Annotated in this window: 17 protein-coding genes and 1 riboswitch; of the genes, 3 read left to right on the top strand and 14 right to left on the bottom strand. The window is 72.7% G+C overall.

Going from position 1 to position 19,379, the window contains the following annotated elements:
• Positions 1–244: 244 nt before the first annotated feature.
• From MICAU_RS16750 to MICAU_RS16715, 8 genes are all read right to left on the bottom strand, one after another.
• Entirely contained in the window at positions 245–1,480 is a 1,236-nt protein-coding gene (locus MICAU_RS16750) for a glycoside hydrolase family 16 protein (RefSeq protein ID WP_013286517.1), read from the bottom strand.
• 114 nt (positions 1,481–1,594) lie between these two features.
• The gene (locus MICAU_RS16745; RefSeq protein WP_013286516.1) at positions 1,595–2,875 is read right to left on the bottom strand and encodes an MFS transporter; all 1,281 of its coding nucleotides are present in this window, start codon (positions 2,873–2,875) and stop codon (positions 1,595–1,597) included.
• A complete protein-coding gene (locus tag MICAU_RS16740; RefSeq protein WP_013286515.1) occupies positions 2,872–3,447 on the bottom strand; it encodes a helix-turn-helix domain-containing protein in 576 nt (191 codons plus the stop codon). Before MICAU_RS16740 ends, MICAU_RS16745 begins: the two co-directional genes overlap by 4 nt.
• 47 nt (positions 3,448–3,494) lie before the next feature.
• Positions 3,495–4,043, bottom strand: coding sequence for a DinB family protein (locus MICAU_RS16735; protein WP_013286514.1), 549 nt, complete (start codon positions 4,041–4,043; stop codon positions 3,495–3,497).
• Positions 4,044–4,085: 42 nt separating this feature from the next.
• Positions 4,086–4,577: an SsrA-binding protein SmpB gene (gene smpB / locus MICAU_RS16730; protein ID WP_013286513.1), complete on the bottom strand. Its 492-nt coding sequence runs from the start codon at positions 4,575–4,577 to the stop codon at positions 4,086–4,088.
• Entirely contained in the window at positions 4,550–5,224 is a 675-nt protein-coding gene (locus MICAU_RS16725) for a lysoplasmalogenase (RefSeq protein WP_013286512.1), read from the bottom strand. The genes smpB and MICAU_RS16725 overlap by 28 nt, the downstream gene beginning before the upstream one ends.
• Positions 5,221–6,048 (bottom strand): sterol desaturase family protein, encoded by an 828-nt coding sequence (locus MICAU_RS16720; RefSeq protein WP_013286511.1) that lies wholly within the window; start codon positions 6,046–6,048, stop codon positions 5,221–5,223. The genes MICAU_RS16725 and MICAU_RS16720 overlap by 4 nt, the downstream gene beginning before the upstream one ends.
• Complete coding sequence (locus tag MICAU_RS16715; RefSeq protein WP_013286510.1) at positions 6,045–6,773, bottom strand: FadR/GntR family transcriptional regulator; 729 nt, start codon at positions 6,771–6,773, stop codon at positions 6,045–6,047. The genes MICAU_RS16720 and MICAU_RS16715 overlap by 4 nt, the downstream gene beginning before the upstream one ends.
• Before the next feature lie 137 nt (positions 6,774–6,910).
• Here MICAU_RS16715 and htpG point away from each other — a divergent pair, with 137 nt between their 5' ends.
• A complete protein-coding gene (htpG, locus tag MICAU_RS16710) occupies positions 6,911–8,803 on the top strand; it encodes a molecular chaperone HtpG (RefSeq protein WP_013286509.1) in 1,893 nt (630 codons plus the stop codon).
• A gap of 381 nt (positions 8,804–9,184) precedes the next feature.
• Here the strand turns inward: htpG and MICAU_RS16705 are convergent, their stop codons facing one another.
• From MICAU_RS16705 to MICAU_RS16695, 3 genes are read right to left on the bottom strand one after another with little or no spacing between them, the layout of a single operon-like run.
• Positions 9,185–9,883 (bottom strand): SDR family oxidoreductase, encoded by a 699-nt coding sequence (locus MICAU_RS16705; RefSeq protein WP_013286508.1) that lies wholly within the window; start codon positions 9,881–9,883, stop codon positions 9,185–9,187.
• A gap of 31 nt (positions 9,884–9,914) precedes the next feature.
• Positions 9,915–10,391, bottom strand: a complete 477-nt coding sequence (locus MICAU_RS16700; RefSeq protein WP_013286507.1) for a winged helix-turn-helix transcriptional regulator — start codon at positions 10,389–10,391, stop codon at positions 9,915–9,917.
• A 46-nt stretch (positions 10,392–10,437) separates the two neighbouring features.
• Positions 10,438–12,000 carry an LLM class flavin-dependent oxidoreductase gene (locus tag MICAU_RS16695; protein WP_013286506.1) on the bottom strand — a complete coding sequence of 521 codons (1,563 nt, stop codon included), beginning with the start codon at positions 11,998–12,000 and terminating at the stop codon, positions 10,438–10,440.
• 158 nt (positions 12,001–12,158) lie between these two features.
• Positions 12,159–12,317: riboswitch (cyclic di-AMP (ydaO/yuaA leader) on the top strand.
• On the opposite strand from MICAU_RS16695, the gene MICAU_RS16690 reads away from it, so the two are divergent.
• Both MICAU_RS16690 and MICAU_RS16685 read left to right on the top strand, forming a co-directional pair.
• On the top strand, positions 12,316–12,975 hold the full coding sequence (locus MICAU_RS16690) for a LysM peptidoglycan-binding domain-containing protein (RefSeq protein WP_013286505.1): 660 nt from the start codon (positions 12,316–12,318) through the stop codon (positions 12,973–12,975). It overlaps the preceding riboswitch by 2 nt.
• A gap of 188 nt (positions 12,976–13,163) precedes the next feature.
• Positions 13,164–13,613 (top strand): YbaB/EbfC family nucleoid-associated protein, encoded by a 450-nt coding sequence (locus MICAU_RS16685; RefSeq protein ID WP_013286504.1) that lies wholly within the window; start codon positions 13,164–13,166, stop codon positions 13,611–13,613.
• A 120-nt stretch (positions 13,614–13,733) separates the two neighbouring features.
• Here MICAU_RS16685 and MICAU_RS16680 read toward each other — a convergent pair whose 3' ends face one another.
• The 3 genes from MICAU_RS16680 to MICAU_RS16670 all read right to left on the bottom strand — a co-directional run bounded on the left by MICAU_RS16680 (position 13,734) and on the right by MICAU_RS16670 (position 19,322).
• The gene (locus MICAU_RS16680; protein ID WP_013286503.1) at positions 13,734–15,797 is read right to left on the bottom strand and encodes a M4 family metallopeptidase; all 2,064 of its coding nucleotides are present in this window, start codon (positions 15,795–15,797) and stop codon (positions 13,734–13,736) included.
• A 412-nt stretch (positions 15,798–16,209) separates the two neighbouring features.
• Positions 16,210–18,513: a transglycosylase domain-containing protein gene (locus MICAU_RS16675; RefSeq protein WP_013286502.1), complete on the bottom strand. Its 2,304-nt coding sequence runs from the start codon at positions 18,511–18,513 to the stop codon at positions 16,210–16,212.
• Positions 18,514–18,659: 146 nt separating this feature from the next.
• Positions 18,660–19,322 carry a hypothetical protein gene (locus MICAU_RS16670; protein WP_013286501.1) on the bottom strand — a complete coding sequence of 221 codons (663 nt, stop codon included), beginning with the start codon at positions 19,320–19,322 and terminating at the stop codon, positions 18,660–18,662.
• Between the last annotated feature and the right edge of the window lie 57 nt (positions 19,323–19,379).

Here is a 19,379-nt window from a genome sequence, read left to right as displayed (position 1 = left end):
CGCCCAGAGAAACGCAACGCCGTCCGCGCCCGCCCCCTCAGGGCGGGCAGCCCCGGGCCGGCAGCCCTCGCTGATCTTGCAGTTTGTGCCCGGGCGAATGGGACATTCACGTCACCGCTCGGGCCGAAAGTGCAAGATCGCGGGGGAGAGGGGGAGGGAGGGCGGGGGCGGGGGGCGGGGGCGGGGGCGGGGATGAGGGGCGCCGGGGCGGGCGGGGTGCCGCCCGCCCCGGGTCGGGGACCGGTCAGCGCCGCCACTTCTGGTTGGCGCCGCCGGTGCAGTCCCAGATCTGCAGCCGGGTGCCGTCGGCCGAGCTCGGACCCGTCGCGTCCAGGCACTTGTTCGCCTGGGGGTTCACGATGTCCCCGGCCGCGCTGAACACCCACTTCTGCGCGCCGGTGCCGTTGCAGTCGTAGAGCTGCACCTTGGCGCCGCTCGCGGTCGATCCGGCGGCCACGTCGAGGCACTTGCCGAGTGCGCGGACCGAGCCGTCGGCGTTCCAGGTCCAGCGCTGGGCGGCGGTGCCGTTGCACGTCCAGAGCTGCACCGGGGTGCCGTTGGCGGTGCTGGCGCTCGCCACGTCCACGCACTTGTTGCCGTACCCGACGATCTGGCCGCCGGTGCCCCCGCCGCCGTTGTCCCAGGCCTGGACGCGGACGTAGTCGACGGTCATGGTCTGCGGGAACGTGGTGCTGCCGTCCGGCGAGCCGGGCCAGTTGCCGCCGACCGCCACGTTCATGATCATGAAGAACGGGTGGTCGAAGACCCAGCGGTTGCCGCCGATGTCGGCGGGCGTCTTGCGGGAGTACGCGACGCCGTCGAGGTACCAGGTGATCGAGTCCGGCGCCCAGTCCACTGTGAACGTGTGGAAGGCGTCGGCGAGCGCCTGGCCGCCTGGCAGCGAGGTGGACGCGCCGACGCCGCCGCCGCCGGAGTAGCCGGGGCCGTGCAGCGTGCCCCAGACGGTCGAGGGGGCGTAGCCGACGTTCTCCATGATGTCGATCTCGCCGCTGCCGGGCCACGGGTTCGTGCCGATGTCGTTGCCGAGCATCCAGAACGCCGGCCACAGCCCTTGTCCACGCGGGACCTTGATGCGTGCCTCGAACCGCCCGTACGCCTGGGCGAACGTGCCGTTGGTGAGCAGCCGGGCCGAGGTGTACTGGCAGCTTCCGTACCAGCAGGAGTAGCCGCCCGGGTTCTCCTTGCGGGCGGTGATGACCAGGTTGCCGTTGCCGTCGAGCGCGGCGTTGCGGGTGCTGTTCGTGTAGTACTGGAGCTCGTTATTGCCCCAGCCGCCGCCACCGATGTCGTAGCGCCACTTGCTCGCGTCGGGGGCGGCCCCGGCCGGGCCGTTGAAGTCGTCGGACCAGGTGACCGCGCCGGGGGCGGCGGCCGCCGGGGTGCTGGGGACGGCGGTGAGGGCGGCGGTGAGGCCGACCGCTGTCACCGCCAGGGCGGCGAGGGTACGGATGGTGCGCACGGGGCGCCTCCTGCGGGGGTGGTGGCCGTTACCGTCACGGCGGCCGGCCCCGCCCAACGGTTAACAAACCATACAAATAGACTTCGATGAAGGTATGAATGAAGTCGGTCGATGTCAAGAGAGCGCTTCCCGCTGGCGCTCCGACGTCGGCTCGGGCTCCCGCTGCCGTACCACAGTGGATCGGCGCATGTCCCGCCACGGGCCGCCCAGCAGCGGCGTCAGCACCACCAGCAGGTAGCAGGCGCCCATCACGACGAGCGTGGACGTGGGGCCGAACCGGTCCGCGGCGAATCCCGCGCCGACCGCGCCGGCCGGCATGGCCGCCCACGCGCCGGCGCCGATCACGCCGTACACCCGGGCCCGCATGGCCGGCGGCACCCGCTCCAACTGGACCGCGCCCATCAGCGGGTTGAGCGCGCCGGCGGCCAGCCCGGCCATCGCCACCACGACGGCCACCACCGGCAGCGGCGGCGCGGCGGCGAGCGCCCACAGTGGTGGGGCGCCGCACAGCACGTACGCGGTGACGAACGTGGCCCGGCGGGGCAGCCGGTGCCCGATCGCGCTGAACACCAGCGAGCCGACCAGCGCGCCGCCGCCCATGACGCCCACCAGCAGGCCGAACGCGGCCGGCCCGCCGAGTTCCCGTTCGGCGACCACCGGCAGCAGCACGTTGCTCTTCGCCGCGTCGAACAGGTTCGTCACCAGCACCAGCAGGACCATGGCGCGCAGCAGCGGCTCCCGGACCAGGAAGCGCAGCCCGGCGGCGAACTGCCGCCAGTAGCCGCCGGTCTCCGGCTCGCTCCCGTCGTCGGACGGCCGCAGGCCGCGCGGCACCAGCAGCGTCACCACGAGGGCCGACACGGCGAACGTCACCGCGTCGAGCGCCAGCACCGGCACCGCACCGAACACACCGACCAGCAGGCCGGCCACGGGTGCGCCGATCATCCGGGCGCCGCGCGAGGTCGCGTCCTCCCACCCGGCCGCCCGCTCGATCGGCACCCCTGCCGCCGCGGCGGCCTCCGGCAGCAACGCGGTGCGCGCGGTCTGCCCCGGCGTGTCGAGCAGGCCGCTGACGAAGACCAGGGCCAGCAGCGCCGGGAACGGCAGGCCGACTGTGGCGTGCAACAGGGGTACGGCGGCGATCGTCACGCCGGAGACCACGTCGGCGAGCACGCTGGAGCGCCGGTAGCCGATCCGGTCGACGAGCACGCCGCCGAACGCGCCGCCGAGCACCACGGGCGCGGTGGCGAACGCCCCGGCCAGCCCGGTGGCGGCCGGTGAGCCGGTCTCAGCCAGCACGTAGAGCGGCAGCGCGATGAGCGTGAGCACGTTGCCGGTCAGCGAGACGGCGTGCCCGATCAGCAGTCCGGCCAGGGGCCGGCGGTCGCGGGTCACTGCGGCCCCCGATACGCCTGCCAGATCAGCGTGACCATCTCGGCGCCGGGCCGGCCGGGTGCGCCGCGCTCCTGCCAGCGCCGGCCCAGCGCGGACAACTCGTCGCGCAGCTCGACCAGTTCGTCAGGTGTCAGGCGCAGCACCATGTCGCTGCTGGTGGTGCCGCGGACCCACGCGGGGTCGAGGCTCGCCTCCGACTCCAGGTATGCCTGGTAGCGGTCCACATAGCGCTGCATGGCGGCCTGGCGCAGCATGTTGCCGGCGAGCCGGCGCTCCGGGTCGTCGAGGAGTTCGAGCGGATCCCAGTCGGTGGTGGCGTGCGCGGCTCGCCACCACCGTTCGCGCCGGTCCCGGGCCAGCTCGGGCGCCTCGGCCACGAAGCCGTGCTCGGCCAGCTTGCCGACGTGGTAGCTGACCGACCCGACCGCCTCGCCGGTCCGTTCGCTCAGCATGCCGACCGTCTGCGGGCCGCGCAGGCGCAGCTCGCCGAGCAGCCGCAGCCGGGTGGGGTGGGCCAGCGCCCGCATGGCTCGCGGGTCGCTCACCCGCCGGTTGCCGGTTCCGTCAGTCATGCCGCCAGGCTAGACCGACAAGGAATGATGTACAAGGAGTCTTGTATTCATCGTGCTGCTTCCGGTGTGTGGCGGTACAGGTCGCGCAGCAGGCACACCTCGGACAGGTGGTGGATCACCTCCCGGTTGATGTGCAGCACGAGCGTGGCCATCGGGACGTCGGCGAACGGCCCCTCAGCCGGGCCGCAGGGGCGGGCCAGGCCGTCCTCGCCGAGCGCCTCGACCCCTGCCGTCCAGGCGGCGTACTCCTCGTCGAGCTGGGCCAGCGCGCCGGCCGCGGTCGGGGAGTAGGGGAACGAGGCGTAGTCGGTGGGTGCGCGGCCGAAGTGCGACGCGTTGCGCATGGCCAGCACGCCCACGATGACGTGGGCCAGCCGCCAGGCGATGGTGGTGAACGGCGGCGGGTCCGGCTGCGGCATCGCGAAGTCGATCGCCGGAATGCCGTCGTCGCCGCGCGGGCGCACGCTCCAGCAGCCGGGGACCGGCTCCCAGAGGTATTCGGCGTCGGTGAGCCCGGCGAGGCGGTCGCGCAACTGGTAGGTCCAGTGCCAGGTGAGCTGCTCGCGGAGCAGCGGGTTCCAGGTCAGATCGGTCATGCGCCTCAGCGTGCCACCGCCCTGGGACAGAAAACGGCCCGCTCAGCCCCGCCGCGCCGCCGTCCGGCCCTTGAGCCGGCGGCCCATCTCCCGGGCGATCTCGCGTTTGGCGTCCCGCTCGGCCAGCGCCTGGCGCTTGTCGTACGACCGGCGGCCCCGGGCCAGGCCCAGCTCCACCTTGGCCCAGCCGTCGGCGAAGTACATCGACAGCGGCACCAGCGTGATGCCGCCGTCGCGCAGCTTCTCCAGGATCCGGGCGATCTCCACCCGGTGCAGCAGCAGCTTGCGGGTGCGCCGGGGCGCGTGGTTGGTCCAGGTGCCGAAGCCGTACTCGGCGATGTGCAGGCCGTACAGCATGATCTCGCCGTCGCGCTCCTGGGCGAACGCGTCGACCAGCGACACCCGCCCCTCGCGCAGCGACTTGACCTCGGTGCCGGCCAGCACGATGCCCGCCTCGTACGTCTTGAGGATGTCGTAGTCGTGCCGCGCCTTCTTGTTCGAGGCGATCAGCTTGCGCCCGTTCTCCCTGGCCACGCGAGCAGAGTACCCGCCGGGGGCGGCTGCGGGCCGGTCGCCCGGCGCGCCGCGGCCACCCAGCCGGTGGTGATGAGCAGCAGCGCGGCGCAGTAGGTGGTCATCACCAGCAGGCCCCGCCCGGGCAGGTCCACACCGGCCGCGCCCACGCCGATGAGCAGGTCGGAGACGAGGAAGAGCGCCCCGCCCGCGGCGACCCGCGCGGACACCCCGGTCGCGGCGGCGGCCATCAGGCACAGCGCCAGGCTGTAGCCGAGCACCGGCAGCCGCAGCGGCCCGAGCATGCCCCAGAGCAGTGCCTTCGCGCCGGCCCAGGCGAGCAGGTAACCGGCCCACGCCACGCCCCGGGCACGCCGGTACCGGACGAAGGCGCTGATGAACGCGATCTGGGTGACCAGGAAGAAGCCCATGCCGGCCAGGAACGCGGTGTCTCCCGGCAGGAGCAGGGCGACGTCGCCCGCGGTGGCGGCGACCAGGCCGACCGCCACCGCGTCGACGCGGTGGCGGTGTGCCCAGAGGTACGCCAGCAGCACCGGCGCGAGCAGCGGCTTGGCCAGCCACTGGAGCGCGGTCGAGTCGAGCGCGACCCCGACCAGTTCGACGGCCGCGACCAGCCCGAACAGGGGCAGCAGCCAGGAGCGCCTCATCGGGCCGGCTGCCAGCCGGGACGGCCGAACAGGTAACCGAGGCGGTGTCGCCAGGAGTCGGCCCGGCGTACGTCGGACCAGATCGCGGCGAACTCGTGGGTGGCCACCCGCAGCGGGTTGTAGGTGCCGATGTTCTTGGTGAGCCCGTAGCGCGCGGTGGCCCGCTCCGGCTCGAAGCTGCCGAACAGCCGGTCCCAGACGATCAGGATGCCGCCGTAGTTGCGGTCCAGGTACTCGATGTTCGAGCCGTGGTGCACCCGGTGGTGCGACGGCGTGTTGAAGATCCACTCGATCGGCCGGGGCAGCACGTTGATCCGCTCGGTGTGCAGGAAGAACTGGTACAGCAGGCTGACCGACTGCTGGAGGAAGATCATCCACGGCGGGATGCCGAGCAGCGCCAGCGGCAGCCAGAACGGCAGCGAGGTCATCGGCGTCCAGCTCTGCCGCAACGCGGTGGAGAAGTTGTAGTAGACGCTGGAGTGGTGCACGACGTGGCTGGCCCAGAGCACGCGTACCTCGTGGTGCGAGCGGTGGAACCAGTAGTAGGCCAGGTCGTCGGCGAAGAACAGGATCACCCAGGTCCACCAGTCGCCGGGCGACAGGTGCACCGGCGCCACGGTCCACAGCGCCGCGAACAGGCCGACTGTGAGCAGCTTCCACGGGAAGCCGATGATCTGGCTGCCCAGCCCCATCGACAGGCTGGTGGTGGTGTCGCGCAGCTCGTAGCCGCGTTCGTCGTCGTCGGGCAGGAAGCGGTAGGAGACCGCTTCGATGACGATCAGGAGCAGGAACGCCGGGACGGCGTACAGCACGGCGGGGATCATGCGCGCGCTTTCCTTCCGGGTGTGGGGGTGGTGGGGGTGGTGACCGGCGCGGTCAGCAGCGCCCGGGCGTGCCGGGCCGCCGCCGCGCCCTGACCGGAGGCGACCGACGCGGCGAGACGGCGGTGCCCGGCCACGTCCAGCAGTTCGGCCGCGCGGGCGTCCGGGGGGACGTCGCCGACCGCGAACGTGCCGGCCACCAGGCTGTTGAACGCGAGCTGGTAGGCGGTGTTACCGCTGCCGCGCACGACCAGCCGCCAGATGGCGATGTTCGCCTCGTTCATCAGGTCCAGGTCGGGGGCCAGGTCGCCGTACTCCTCGGCGGCCCGGACCAGGGCGGCGACGACCGCCGCGTCCGCGCGCTCGGCGCAGAGCCGGGCCGCGTCGATCCCGACGCAGGCCCGCATCTCCAGCATGTCGCGCACCAGCGTCTCGACCGGGAGTACGTCAGTGGAGCGGGCCAGGGACAGCGCCAGGTCCAGCCCGGCGTGGACCCGCCAGTCCAGTACCCGGGTCGCGCCGCCCTGGCTGACCCGGACCAGGCCGAGCTGTTGCAGGCGGCGCAGCGCCTCCCGGACCGCGTGCCGGTTGACCTCGAACGCGCCGGCCAGCTCCCGCTCGCCGGGCAGCGTCTCGTCCGGTGCGTACCGGCCGGACACGATCGCGTCGCGCAGCCGCCCGAAGACGTGGTCGGAGACCGAGACACGAGGCGCGGGATCGAAGGTCATGCGCAGAAGTGTGGCCCCGAACACATCAACCCGTCAACTGGTTGTACCAGTGGATTTCGGGGGCGGCCGGTGCGTGCCGCAGCCGTCACCCCTCGTATCCTTTCCGCCGTAGGCCCGCCAGAGGAGAGGGAGTCGGTGTGAGCAACCGCGTCGAGACGTTGGAGTTCCAGGCCGAGGCTCGTCAGCTGTTGCAGCTGATGGTGCACTCGATCTACTCGAACAAGGACGTCTTCCTGCGCGAACTGATCTCGAACGCGTCCGACGCGCTGGACAAGCTGCGGCTGGAGTCGCTCGTCGACAAGGAACTGTCGGCGGACACCTCCGACCTGCACATCGAGATCGAGGTCGACAAGGACGCCCGTACGCTCACCGTGCGGGACAACGGCATCGGCATGAACCGCGACGAGGTGGTCGGCCTGATCGGCACGATCGCGAAGTCCGGCACCGCCGAGCTGCTGCGCAAGCTGCGCGAGTCCGCCGACGCCGCCGCGTCCCAGGAGCTGATCGGCCAGTTCGGCGTCGGCTTCTACGCGACCTTCATGGTCGCCGACAGGGTGACGCTGCTGACCCGCCGCGCCGGGCAGTCCGGCGGCACCCGCTGGGAGTCCGCGGGCGAGGGCACCTACTCGATCGAGGAGGTCGAGGACGCGCCCCAGGGCACCTCGGTCACGCTGCACCTCAAGCCGGTCGACACCGACGACAACCTGCACGACTACACCGCCGAGTGGACGATCCGCGAGATCGTCAAGCGCTACTCCGACTTCATCTCGTGGCCGATCCGGATGACTGTCGACAAGCCCGGCGAGGACGGCGCCACCACCCGCGAGGAGCAGACGCTCAACTCGATGAAGGCGCTCTGGGCGCGCTCGCGGGACGAGGTCGACGAGGCCGAGTACAAGGAGTTCTACCGGCACGTCGCGCACGACTGGGCCGACCCGCTCGAGACGATCCACATGCGCGGCGAGGGCACCTTCGAGTACGAGGCGCTGCTGTTCCTGCCGTCGCACGCCCCGCTCGACCTGTTCTCCCCGCAGGGCCGCCGGGGTGTGCAGCTCTACGTCAAGCGCGTGTTCATCATGGACGACTGCGACGCGCTGATGCCCAACTACCTGCGCTTCGTCAAGGGCGTCGTGGACGCGCACGACCTGTCGCTGAACATCTCCCGGGAGATCCTCCAGCAGGACCGGCAGATCCGCGCGGTGCGCCGCCGGCTGGTCAAGAAGGTGCTCGCCACGCTCAAGGACATGTCCGCCGAGTCGTACCGCACGTTCTGGACCGAGTTCGGCGCGGTGGTCAAGGAGGGTCTGCTGGAGGACCCGGACAACACCGAGACGCTGCTGGAACTGGTTCGCACCGCCAGCACCCACGACCCGGCCGAGCCGACCACGCTGCGCGACTACGTGGAGCGGATGAAGGACGGCCAGACCGAGATCTACTACGCCACCGGCGAGAACCGGGCCACCATCGAGAACTCGCCGCACCTGGAGGCGTTCCGCGCCAAGGGCTACGAGGTGCTGATCCTCACCGACCCGGTGGACGAGGTGTGGGTCGAGCGCGTCGGCGCGTACGACGGGAAGACGCTGCGCTCGGTCGCCAAGGGGCAGGTGGACCTGGAGACCGAGGAGGAGAAGGAGAAGGTCGAGGCGGAGCGCCAGGAGTACGCCGACCTGCTCACGTTCCTCGGCGGCGCGCTCGCCGACAGCGTGAAGGAGGTGCGCCTGTCCACCCGGCTGACCACCTCACCGGCCTGCGTGGTGGGCGACGCGCACGACATGACGCCGACGCTGGAGAAGATGTACCGGGCGATGGGCCAGGAGGTGCCCCGGGTCAAGCGGATCCTGGAGCTGAACCCGGCCCACCCGCTGGTCACCGGGCTGCGCAAGGCGCACGGGGAGGGCGGCGACACGGCCGCGCTGACCGAGACCGCCGAGCTGCTGTACGGCATGGCGCTGCTGGCCGAGGGCGGCGAGCTGGCCGACCCGGCCCGGTTCACCCGGATCCTCGCCGACCGTCTCGCCCGCGGCCTGTAGCCCCACCCCGACCCGGTTCGCCCGACCCGCCCCGGCGGGCCGGCGTGATCGACTCCATGCCGCCGAAGTGGCGGTATCGGCATGCCACCGATACCGCCACCTCGCCGAGCCGGTGTCGACCCCGCTCGGAAGTCGATGGTCGGGCAGTTGCGTGATCCACTCCAGCTCGCCGAAGTGGTGGTATCGGACGGGCTCTGACCCCGCCATTTCGCCGAACTGGTGCTGATCACGGTGGGTCTCCCAGACTGGGGACGAGCGCTTGGGTGTCCCAGGGTGGGGGAGGCTGGTCCCAGATGGAGGGACCTCAGGCGGTTGTCGTGGCAGCCGGTTGGTCGGCAACGGCTCGCCGAGGTGGCGCCGCCACCTTGGAGGCGGGTCGGCTCAGGGGAGCGCGGGGTAGAGCGCGGCCACACCGCCGGACAGTCCGGCCTGGACCCGGCGCGCCACGTCGTCGGCGAGGATCTCGTAGCTGTCGGACTCGATGCCGTCGGCGGCGAGCCGGGCGACGTCGGCCGGGTGGGCCTTCGGGCCGGGTACGGCGGCGGCCATCTCGGTGTCCATGTAGCCCACGTGCAGGCCCGCGACGCGGACGCCCCGGCCGGCCAGCTCCTGGCGCAGGGCGTTCGTCATCGACCACTCGGCGGCCTTCGCCGCGCCGTACGCGCCGACGCCGGGGAACGTGAACCAGGACAGCGCCGACAGCACGTTCAGGATCCTGCCGCCGCCGTTGGCCACGATCTGCGGCGCGAACGCCCGTACCACCGACAGCGTGCCGAGGTAGTGCGTCTCCATCTCCAGCCGGATCTGCGCGAGGTCGCCGTCGAGCAGGTCGGTGCCGGTGCTCACGCCGGCGCTGTTGACCAGCAGCGTCACGTCCCCGGCCCGCTGCGCGGCGGCGGCCACCGACTCGGGGTCGGTGATGTCGAGGCGTACCGGGATGACTCCGGGCAGGTCCACGGTGTCCGGGTTGCGGGCGCCGGCCCAGACGGTGGCGCCGCGTGCGACGAGTTCGGCGGCCAGGTGCCGGCCGAAGCCGCGGTTGGCGCCGGTGACCAGGGCGGTGCTTCCAGCGATCTTCATGTCTCGCTCCGAGGTGTGGGGAAGGGAGGGGTCAGGCGGACAGCAGGCCCGGACCGGGCAGGACGGCCAGCTCGCCGGGGGGTACGTCGTGCCCCGCGCCGCAGCGCAGCCGGGCGTGCACCGCGGCGCCGCACTCCTCGTGGGCCACCCGCACCGCCGGGCCCGCCTCGTCGGCGGCGTACGTGTCGCCCCACTGCCGCAGCGCGACGAGCACCGGGATCAGGTCGCTTCCCTTCGCAGTGAGCACGTACTCGTCGCGGGTGCGCTGCCCGGGCTCCCGGTAGGGACGTCGGTCGAGCAGCCCGTCGGCGACGAGCTGCTTGAGGCGTGCGGCGGCCACCGGCTCGCTGACGCCGACCCGCCGGGCGAAGTCGTCGAAGCGGCGGGTGCCGAACGACGCCTCCCGCAGCAGGAGCAGCGTGGTGCGGTTGCCGACCACCTCCAGCGCCCGGGCGATCGAGCAGTTGGCGGTGGACCAGGAGTCACGCTGCGCAAGGAGGTCCGTCATGGCGTCGACGGTACCCCCTGACTTAAGAGATCAGAAGTCAGCTACCTCACAGCTGGCCGGGGAAGAACCCGTGCCGGGCCAGCGGCTCGACGATCTGGTGCTCCTCGTACGACAGGTGCGACAGCAGCGTGTCGGTGAGCAGGTCCACCGCCTCCTGGAGCTGCGTGAAGTCGCCGGGCCGCCGGACCAGCTCCACGAGCGCCCGGTCGACGCTCTCCACCACCCCGTGGATCACCACGTGCTCCTCCTCGAGGCGGTCCAGCACCGCGGCCAGCCCGGCCTCTGAGCGGCGCAGGTGCGGGAAGACCGAGGCGTCCTCCAGCCCGTGGTGCTGGGTGACCATCGTGCAGTAGGCCGCGCAGTACGCCCCGAGCGTCCAGTTGTTCTGCCGCATGGTCATCTCGTTGAGCGCCGCCCGCGCCCGGCCCGGCGAGACCGAGCCCTGCTTGACCTGTTCCAGCAGGTCGCGCACCTGGGCCAGCTCCTGGCGCAGATGGTCGTGCACGTCCACCAGGTGCTGCCCGGCGGCCTGTCCCCGGGCCGGGTAGACGTGTCCGGCCGGCGGCGGCGGAGCGCTCGGGCGGGTGGACTCGTCCCACGGGCGGCGCGCGCTCAGGCGTACCCCCGGGTCGGGGGTGGGGGTGACGCCGAGCGTGCTCGGGCCGCCGGCGTTGGTCGGCTCGTCGGCGGCCTCCCGGGCGCCGCCGGCGGGCGTGGCGCGCTCGGCGGCGACCAGCTCCCGGACCGCGGGGGCCACCTCCTGGCCGAAGATCTGGATCGCGCGCGGCTCGTCGCTGCCGAGGATGAACGTGGTGATGCCGTGCTCCAGGGTGAGCCCGGCCAGTTCCTCCACCCACTGCTCCGGCGGCCCGGCCAGAAAGCCGGCGGACGAGCGGGCGAACGTGCCGGTCACGTTGAGCATGCGGCGGATCGCGGCCGGGTCGCGCCCGGCGGCCCGGGCGCCCTCGTCCACGAGCGCGTTCAGGGCGGGCAGCTCGTCGGGGCCCTTGGGCAGGTACGACAGGGACGGCAGCCAGCCGTCCGCGGCGCGGCCCACCAGGCGCAGCATGCGCGGCTTGTACGCGCCGACCCAGATGCCGACCGAATGCGCGGGCGCCGGGCCGCGCTTGGCGCCGACCACCCGGTAGTGCTCGCCGTCGACACGGATCATGCCGCGGCTGCCGGTGTCCCAGACCTCGCGGATCACCCGGATCGCCTCGTCGAGGGCGTCGACGGCGGCGCCGGGGGACAGTCGCCGCCCGCCCGCCGCCTCGATCGCGTCCCAGAACGCGCCCGCGCCGAGTCCCAGCTCGACCCGGCCGCCGGTGAGCAGGTCCAGGCTGGCGACGCTGCGGGCCAGCACCACCGGCTGGCGCAACGGCAGGTTGAGGACGTTTCCGGCCAGGCGGATGCGTTCGGTCGCCGCGGCCACGTAGGACATCAGCGTCCAGGTGTCCAGGAAGCCCGGCTGGTAGGGATGGTCCTGGAACGTGACCAGGTCCAGTCCGACCTGCTCGCACAGCCGGGCCAGCGCCACGACCTGGTCGGGCTGCCCGGCGGCGGGGGTGATGAAGCCGCCGAAGGTCAGCTCGTGTCCGTGATCGGTCATCCGTCAAGCCCTCCCGTGATCTTGCCTGGCCCTGCCACCGTAGCGCCGCCGCCGGTAGCCCGGCCGGGTGAAGAGCGTCACAAGAAGTGGACGATCGTCGCAAATCGCTCCTAGCGTCGGTTTCGTTCGCAGACGCGGACACCGCGGGCCGGAAACGCCAAATCCCGCCGCCGTCCCCGGTAACCGGACCTCGCGCGGGAGCGGGGGAACCACACGTTCCACGGTGCATCGTCACCTCGGGGTGAAGCCGCCACCGGCGGCCGGGCTCCTCGGCCCGAACCCGACAGCTCACCTCGTCGGCGTGGAGGAATCCACATGGCAACTGAATACTCAGCCCGAAGCCGCCGTACCGCCCTCGGAGCGGTCCTGGCCGGCGCCGCCGTCGGCGCCGCGACCCTGTTCGGCCCGGCCGCTCCGGCCAGCGCAGGCGTCAACTGGGACGCGGTCGCGCGCTGCGAGTCGGGCGGCAACTGGAAGATCAACACCGGTAACGGCTACTACGGCGGGCTCCAGTTCTCCCGCGCCACCTGGAACGGCTACGGCGGCAAGAAGTACGCCGCCCGCGCCGACCTGGCCAGCCGGTCCGAGCAGATCGCCGTCGCGGAGAAGGTGCGGCGCGGCCAGGGCATCGGCGCGTGGCCGGTCTGCGGCAAGAAGGGCGGCTCGGCGAGCGCGGCGACCCGGTCCGAGCGGGCCACCACAAAGGCGGCCCCGAAGCGGGCCGCCACGCGCGAGGCCGCGCCGGAGCGGGCGGCCACCCGCAAGGCCGCGCCGGAGCGCGCCACGACGACGGTGGCGCCGCAGCCGTCGTCCGGCGCCGGGACGTACCTGGTCCGGCGTGGGGACACGCTGTCGGAGATCGCCGTGACGCAGCGCGTCGACGGCGGCTGGCGCGCCCTGCACGAGCGCAACCGCGCAGTGGTCGGCGACGACCCCGGCCTGATCTTCCCCGGTCAGCGGCTGCGGCTGCGCTGACAGCGGTCCGAGAACGCCCGGCCGGGGCGACCCGGCCGGGCGTTCGCCCCGTCCGCGACACGCCGCGTCGACGGTGTCCGGCCTGCTCCCGGCGTCCGGGAGACGGTCCGCAACGGTGGTGACCGCGATTCGTCGGAGCCGGTTGCTAGGGTCACGATGCTCGGCTAAGACGTGAAGAAAGCGCGGATATGACCAACGACCCGTTCTCGGCGGCCGCGAGCATCGACGAGCTGCTGACCCGCACGCAGCAGGCGCTCACCGCGATGCGCTCCCGGGCCTCGGCGCACGCCGACGGCGAGCCCGGCGACCTGCTGCGCGCCGAGGGCACGGCCGCCGGCGGCCGGGTCCGCGCGGTCGCCGTCCAGGGTGGCCGGCTGGATTCCGTGACGATCGACCCGGAACTGGCCGGCGAGCCCTTCGACGTCCTCTGCGGACACTTCGTCACCGCCGCCAACGCCGCGCTGTCCGAGCTGGACGCCCGGGTCAGCGCGTCGGCGCGGGCCGACGCCGACGCGCTCGCCGCCCGGCTCGGCAGCATGGGCGACCAGGCCGAGCTGTTCGGCCGCGCGATGCACGAGGCGGCCGCGCGGATCCACCGCGACCGCGGCACCGCGTCCCAGGGCGCGCGCCGGGCCTGACACGGCGAAGCGGCCGGCCCGACACGGCGGGACGCCGGGCCTGACACGGCGGGACGCCGGGCCGGACACGGCGAGGCGGCCGGCCGCCGGGAGGACGACGACCGGCCGCGCACGCCACGGTCAGCTCAGGGTGACCGCGGTGTCGTCGACGACGAAGGACGTCTGCAACGAGCTGTCCTCCACGCCGCTGAACGAGATGGTCGCCGTGGTGCCTGCGAGCGACGAGATGTCGAAGGACCGCTGCACGTAGCCGGTGGCCTTGTTCAGGTTGGAGTACGTGGCCAGCGTGGTGCTGCCCGCCTTGACGGTGAGCTTGTCGTACGCGGTGCTGGTGGTCGACTCCGCGCTGTCGATGTGCAGCCAGAAGCTCAACGTCGCCCGGCAGCCGGCCGGGATCGTCACCGACTGGCTGAGCGTGTCGGTGTGCGACGAGCCGTACCCGTCCAGCCACGCCTTGTACGAGCCGCCGTGCGCGGCCTGGCCGCTGTCGGTGGTGATGACGCCGGACGAGGCGCTCCAGCTCACGTTGCCGGACTCGAAGCCCGGGTTGGCGAGCTTGTTGCCGGAGCAGCCGCCCGACGGCGGGGTGGTCGTGGTGCTCGGGGTGGGCGTCGGGGTGCCGCCGGCGCAGGTCGGGTCACCGGACTGGGCCGGCACGCTCACCGCGTCCCAGGCCGCCTTGACCGTGTTGAACTCCGCGCAGCTGCCCGGGTAGAGGTTCTTCGCCGCCTGCAGCGTCCAGGTGCGGTACTTCAGGTACGACGAGGACGAGGTCTTCAGCAGCATGCCGTTGTACATGATCTTCATGGCCTTCTGGATGCCCAGGCCGGTCACGCTGCTGCCGTTGCAGGTCGAGCTGGACGGCTGCCCGTTGGTCGGGCTGCTGCCGTTGGCGAGCAGGTAGAACCAGTGGTTGCCCGGGCCGGCCGCGGCGTGCACCTCGGTCGACGGGATGCTGCTGGAGTAGCAGTTCGGGTCGCCGAGCGCCGACGGGTTGTACATGTTGCGGATCGGGCCGGAGCCGACCAGGTTGATCTTCTCGCCGACCAGGAAGTCGGGCGCGTCGTAGCTGGACGGCTCGTTGGCGAACCACTCGGTGGCCGCGCCGAACGTATCGGCCACGAACTCCTGGGTGCCGCCGCCGGAGATGCCGCCCGGGGTGTTGTCGTCGATGCCGTGGCCGATCTCGTGCGCCACCACGTCCAGCGAGCCGATCCACTGGCCGGCGGTGTTCTTGCCGATCTGCACCTGGCTGCCGTCGTAGTAGGCGTTCTGGTCGTTGAGGCCCACCCGGATCGGCCAGTAGCCGCCGTTGCCGTTGGCGCCGTTGCGGCCCAGCCACTGGGCGAGCATCTTGTGCTCGGTCTGCGCGGAGAACAACGCGTCCACGCAGCCGGTCTCCTTGTTGGTGGCGGTGCCGTTGCCCCACACGTCGTCGGAGCCGCTGAACGTGGTGTTGTTGGCCGCGTCCTGGCAGCTCAGGTTGGTGACGGTCGGGTCCTTCATGGTGTACGTGGAGCCCGACTGGGTGGTGTTGAGCGTGAGCGGGCTGGGCCCGTTCCAGGCGCCGGTGCCGGTGCCGCGGACGACGTGCTCCTGCTTGCGCAGGACCGCGCCGGTGCGGGCGTCGACGTCGACGGTGAGCCGGCTCGGCCCGTCCGCGCCGGTGCCGCGAACAGTGGTCTCCCAGGCCAGCGCCGGTGCGGCGCCGAGCGTGTAGACCACGAGCGTGGTGCCCTCGACCGCGTTCACGGTCTTGAGCTGGGCGCGCGCCGTCTTCGCGGCGGCGGCCGGAGTCAGCGCGGGCGTGGTGGCGAGGGCGCCGATGGGCCGCTGCTGGGCGACCGAGGCGTACTTCAGGTTGCCGGCCGAGTCCGTGGCGAGCACGAAGTCGCCGCCGACCACCGGGAGGCCCTTGTAGGTGCGCTCGTACGGCACGTACTGGGTGCCCTCGGAGGAGATGACCGGCTTCTGGACGAACGCGTCGTCGGAGCCGGCCTGCAGGTAGGCGGGGCGGTTCGCGACCAGGGCGCGGGCCGAGTCGGCGGCGGTCGCGCGGGCCTGCGCCGGGTCGGGGGCGGCGGGTCCGGGTGGCGCGGCCTGCACGGCGGCGGCGGTGCCTGCGGCGAGCAGGCCGGCCGCGGCCGCGCCGGTGAGCGCGGCGAGGCGAGGTGAGAGTTTCACGGGGGTTTGCTCCTGTTCTACAGGCGCGCCGCACGGAGCCCGGTGGGGACGGGCGGCGCGGTGGTGCGAGGCAGGGTGACGGCCGGTCACCGGAGCTGCCGGCGTGGCTCCGGGTCGACAGATCGACCGTCGCGATTCGCCGGGGGTCGGCGGCTCGCTGGTGCACAATCACACGCCGCCCGAGCCCGGAGCAATGGGTGACCTGGGCAACGGCTGACAGTCGGGCGCGCCGCCGCGCGCGCCGATCCAGGCAACCATGATCTTCAATAGGCCCTGATCAGGGCGAACATCGCCGACGGTGGATGGATGCCGGTGCAAATTGCGGACGTTGCCGCTGTGTGCGAATGGCGCGCATAGACGCGAGGCCGCCGTCAGCGCGGCCGGGCGGCGGCCGGACCGCCGCCCGGCCGGGTCAGCGTGGGCCGCGGGTCCGCGTCGGCGACACGGTGGGCAGCGGCGGCAGCGACGGCCGCGAGGTCGGCCGCCCGGTCGGGTCCGGGCTCGGGCTCGACGAGGACGGGCTCGGGCTCGGCGACTCCGACGGCGTCGGCGCGGCGGTGGTCGCCGGCGGAGGCGCCGACCGGGTCGGCTCCGGGGTCTCGCCGGGGAACTTCGGCTGACCGAAGCGGTACTTGTCCGGGTCGAGCTTCATGGCCGCGGTGGCCCGGGTCATGAACTGCCGCCAGATCGGCGCGGCGCCGGTCGAGCCGTACACCTCGTAGCTGCCGCCCCTGGTCCGCAGCGGCTTGCCGTCGGTGGTGCCCAGCCAGACGGCCGAGGCGAGCGCGCCGGTCCAGCCGACCATCCAGGTGTGCACGTTCTGCGTGGTGCTCTGCCCGGCCTGCCAGGTGCCGGTCTTCCCGGCGGAGTCCCAGCCGTTGCCCAGCTCGGCGGCCCGCACGCGGCGCAGCGTCCAGTCGAGCTGGTCGATCGCCTCCCGGTCCAGGCCCAGGTCCGTCGTACGGAGCTGCTCGGTCCACACCTCCTCGTCGTCCTTGGTCACCGACCGGACGAAGTGCGCGTCGGCACGCTTGCCGCCGGCCGCGAACGTCGCCATCCCGTTCGCGTGGTCCTGCACGGTGATGCCGTACTGCCCGATCCCGACCTCGGTGGAGAACCGCTTCGCCACCTCGTCGGCCGGGTCGCTGCGCAGGTCGACGCGCTGCGGCCGGGGATTGCCCCGCACCGTCTCCCACATCGACTCCACGCCGGCCTGCCGCGCGGTCTCGATCACCTTGGCGGTGCCCAGCTTCTCGGTCAGCTCGAAGTAGGTCACGTTCAGCGACGCGACAGTGGCCTCCCAGAGCGCGCAGTCCGGCTGGCAGGGCGCGCGCTCCGCGTTGCGGATCGGCCCGGCCGCGCTGCCCTTCGTCCGCCCCGAGGCGGGGAACTCCTTGGTGTCCGGCGAGTCGAACCGCTGCTTCACCGAGATCCCGTCGCGTACGGCGGCGGCCAGGTCGTACACCTTGAACGACGACCCCGGCGGATGCTGGCCGAAGCCGCGGGTCTCGCCGTTCTCGTCGTAGTACCAGCCGGCGTAGTCCGCGCCCGAGCCCTTGTCGCCGCCGTAGTAGCCGAGCACCCGGCCGGTGCCCGGCTCCACCGCCACCAGCGCGGCCTGCCAGTTGCGCGGCTGGCCGCGTACCGCCTGCGGCGCGGTGTCGCGGCGGATGTCCGCCGCCGCCTCGGCCGCGTCCTGCACGCGCTTGTCGATCGTGGTGACGATCCGGTAGCCGCCGTCGCGGATCACCTCGTCCGGCTTGCCGCGGAACGGCTCGGTCTCGCGCAGCTCGGCGAGCACATGGTTGACCACCAGGCCGGTCGGCCGGTCCAGGTCGGAGCGGCCCGCGTCCTTGTCGATCGGCCGGACCGTGTCCGGGTACGCGAGATCCGCCGCCTGCTGCGGCGTCAGGTAGCCGAGCTTGACCATGCCGTCGCGGATGTAGTTCCACCTGTCGATCGAGTTCTGCCGGGCCAGCGCGTTGCGGCGCGGATCGTAGCCGGGCGAGCCCTCCGGGTCGGCCGGGTCCGCCTCCGGCTGCTTCACCATCGCGCAGAGCACCATCGCCTCGGCCGGCGTGAGCTGCCGCGCGGCGGGCGCGTCCCGGCGCACCGTCTTGCCGAAGTACGTCTGCGCGGCCGCCTCGATGCCGTACGCGCCCCGGCCGAACGGCACGGTGTTCAGGTAGAAACCGAGGATCTCCTCCTTGGAGTACGCGTCGTCGAGCTTCCACGCGATCACCGCCTCGCGCAGCTTGCGGGAGTAGGTGACCCCGCGCAGGTCCGCGGCGATGCGCGCGTACTGCTGGGTGAGGGTGGACGCGCCCTGCCGCTGCCCGCCGCTCACGTTGGCCCAGGCCGCCCGCATCACACCCTTGAAGTCGATGCCCTGGTTCGTCCAGAACGTACGGTCCTCGGCCGCCACGATCGCCTGCTTCGCCGAGTCGTTCATCTGGTCGTACGGCACGATGGTGCGGTTCTGCGCGCCCAGCTTCGCCATCGGCGTGCGCCCGTCTGCGTAGTAGACGGTGGTGGACTCGGGCAGCTTCAGGTCGCTGGGCGTCGGCACGCTGTCGAAGTAGTAGCCGCCGGCGACCAGCCCGCAGCCGGCCAGCAGCGTGCAGACCGCGAGGACGACCAGCAGACGCCGCCGCTTGCGCCTGGGGCGCACCTGGGTCGCGCCGCCCGGTTCCGGGGTGGATCCGCTGTTCCGCACGCGTTACCTCCGACTGCTCGGCTGAGTCGTGCCCGGCTCGCAGGCTAACCGAGCTGCGCCGACGGCACCGGCCGAAGAAGCCGGACGGTGTGGCGCCGGTCCGGGCCGGGGCGGCGGTCGTCCACCCCGGCCCGGGGCTCAGCCGGTCAGCGTGCCGCCCAGCCGACGGCCCGGTCGTCGCGTTCCCGGCGGGCGGCCCGGCGGGTCCGCCACCTGTCGTTGCCGCCCGCGTGGAACGGCGCCGACCGCCACAACGACCGCACCGGCGTGCCGTCCGGGGCGGCGAACGTCTCCCGTTCGGCGTAGCCGAGCCGCCGCAGCAGCTCCTCCTCCTGCTCACCGGCGCACGGGTGCGCGTACGTGGGCAGGCTCAACGTGTCCATCCGGCGCTGCGCCGCGGACAGCGCCTGCGTCGCGCCGCCCCGGGGCGCGGCCAGCAGCGCCAGATGGTTGTGCGGCTCGGCGGGCCGGCGTGCCGCCAGTTCTTCACCGAGGCGGCGGAACCGGTCCTCGTCCGTCCCGGCGGCGCCGGCGAGCCGGTCGGCGTACCGGTGGGGGGCGGGGATCGGGCGGTAGCGGTGGAACCACACGGTGGCGGCGCTGCCGTCGGGCAGCAGGAACGCGTCGCCGAACAGCAACGCGTGTTCGGTCCAGATCCGCGCCACGGCGGCGAGGACCGGCATGCGGCGGGACTTGTCGGGGACGAGCCAGGCGGCCAGCGCGGTGGGCGCGAGGGCCTCGGCGACGAGATCGGCGATCCGGCCGATGTCGCACCATCGGGCGCGGACGACGGGCAGGGCTGTGCTCATGAACGAACTCCTGTTTTCCAGGCGTGGTCGGGTCGGTTACGGGCGCCGGACGACTGT

Source organism: Micromonospora aurantiaca ATCC 27029, assembly GCF_000145235.1.
Taxonomy (GTDB): domain Bacteria; phylum Actinomycetota; class Actinomycetes; order Mycobacteriales; family Micromonosporaceae; genus Micromonospora; species Micromonospora aurantiaca.
This window is presented reverse-complemented; position numbering and strand designations above follow the sequence as displayed.